2 protein-coding genes are annotated in these 2094 nt (G+C 33.0%); both read left to right on the forward strand.

What is annotated here, in order from left to right; genetic code table 11:
* The first annotated feature begins 357 nt into the window (after positions 1-357).
* Positions 358-624 carry a hypothetical protein gene (locus ABY905_RS16790; protein WP_372645970.1) on the forward strand — a complete coding sequence of 89 codons (267 nt, stop codon included), beginning with the start codon at positions 358-360 and terminating at the stop codon, positions 622-624.
* 411 nt (positions 625-1035) lie between these two features.
* A complete protein-coding gene (locus tag ABY905_RS16795; RefSeq protein ID WP_372645972.1) occupies positions 1036-1752 on the forward strand; it encodes a hypothetical protein in 717 nt (238 codons plus the stop codon).
* The last annotated feature ends 342 nt before the right edge of the window (positions 1753-2094 follow it).

Below are 2094 nucleotides of genomic sequence, written 5' to 3' on the forward strand. Positions count from 1 at the left end.
ACCATGAATTAGTCGCAAATGTGATGGTGCGATTGGTTTAAGTAATTGAACTCATTGTTATGTTGAGCCCTTTACAAAAAAAACGAATATCAGCCTAAGCCAATATCCGTTTTAAGTTTCAGGTATCTATCCACTGCCTTATATTGTCTTCCAGCCAGGAATGCCATTGGATCGAGATTATAAAATAACTCACACCCCGATAAGAAGAAATATAAAACCAGCCAACGCCGCAAAGATAGTAAAAAGAAGTTAGTGGGGAAGGTGATTTGTTTTCATTATTTATCGACCAATTAAGCATTTATTTTTGTTAGTCTTAAGATCTTCTTTTTCTCTTAAATCCGTTTGATCCAATGAATAATGGGTTGTTCGAAAAAGTCAAATGAAAATCAAGAATTGGTGTGTCTTCTCGATGATGATTCCGTCTTTTCTCATGCTTTAGAACTTTGGTTCGAAGTTCAAGGCTATCGCATAAAAGTTTTTCACAAGGCCTATTCTTTTTTTTTAAAAGGATTAAAGTATTGTCAACCCGATTTTGTGATCATGGACTTTGCATTAAACGAGAATTATGAAGGTTTAAAAACGGGGGCTGATGTTGCCGGAAGGATCTCCCTACGGTCATATTAAGTGCTCAGCATAATATTCAAGTGGTAGTTGATCTGTTTGCGATGCATATTGTTGGTTATGTGTTGAAAGACAATTGTTCCCATATGAATTTGAAACAGATTCATAGGAATTTAAAAGAAATGACAGCCCTACGAAAAGAGATCATAGAATTAAAAATAAACTCTAAAATAAGATTAAAGAAAATAGGCTTAGTTGTTGGATTTTTAATCAAGTGCTGGGCAGTTTATACATTTTTGCTCTAAAATTAAGTAAGGTAAAAAAAGAATGAAGCTTAATTTATTGAAATTTAATTGTTTCAAATAGGAACAGTTAGAATTCGATAAATTTTCATTCTTGTAATGCGGAGCGGAATGCATATTATGTCTATATTGAGTCTCTTAAAAAACAGCAACAACAAATAAAAAGACTAAAATGGGAGAACAAATTGTAATTAAATGTAAGGCTAAGGAAGTTCAGGATATTGCACATAGTATACTCTTCGAAATTAAAAAAAGAGATTGGTCTTCTGATACATTTATTACAATATTAGGCCAAAGAATAGAAGAGGAGAATGAGGTGTTAACAAAAACGCTTAGCCAAATAGGAAGTTGCGAATTTACAGAAGAGATGGCAGCAAAGGATGCTATTTTTGATAGAGATTTCATATGCTTAGAGCAATTTGTAGAAGCCAATTTATATATGAGAGATAAGGCTGTTGCGGCTAATGCCAGAAAAGTCTGGAATGTATTTGCAGCAAATGATCTAAAACTATATATTCAAAGCTATGAATCTCAGATTTCATCTTTTAATGCATTACTAAAAGAATTGGATTCTGATGAGATTAAACCCTTATTAGATTCATTAGTTGGTGTATCTGATTGTCTTGATTTGGTAAAATCATCAGCAGAAGAATTGTCTGAAACATATGTGCGAATGCAGAAAATCAGCTATGAACAAATGGAATTGATAGCTCCTTTGGCACAACAAAAAATAATTCGTGAGATTATAAACAACGATCTGTTGCCATATTTAAAAGTCATGGCAAATGTAAATAAAGAGGTTTATGGAGATATAAAGCAGGTTGTTGTTGGTTATATCGAGGATTTGAATCAGAAAATCAATTCGAGAACAACTTATTCTAAGAATTAAGAATGTTATTTATATAGAAAGATAAGCGTATACAAACATTAGAGCGAGTTCAAATCTGATTTGAACTCGCTTTAATATTTTAAATTTATTGAGATAATTAGACACTTTCACCCTTTAGCTACAGAATGTGCTTCGCTTTGTCAGCTCTAACTCTTTGTAATTTATAATATAGATTACATTCTTCACTGCCAATTCGAGTTCGAGCTGCGATTCAGGAATACGCGTCTTATCCTGATTCAAGCAGAGCTTGTTCTTACGTCTGATTAAACAATACACCAGAGCTCACCCTTACTTTTCACTGTCTAATAGGGATGTTTATCTTTATTGATAAAGCCCGTGGAA

Origin of the sequence: Ancylomarina sp., from assembly GCF_041555295.1 — a bacterium.
Lineage (GTDB): Bacteria > Bacteroidota > Bacteroidia > Bacteroidales > Marinifilaceae > Ancylomarina.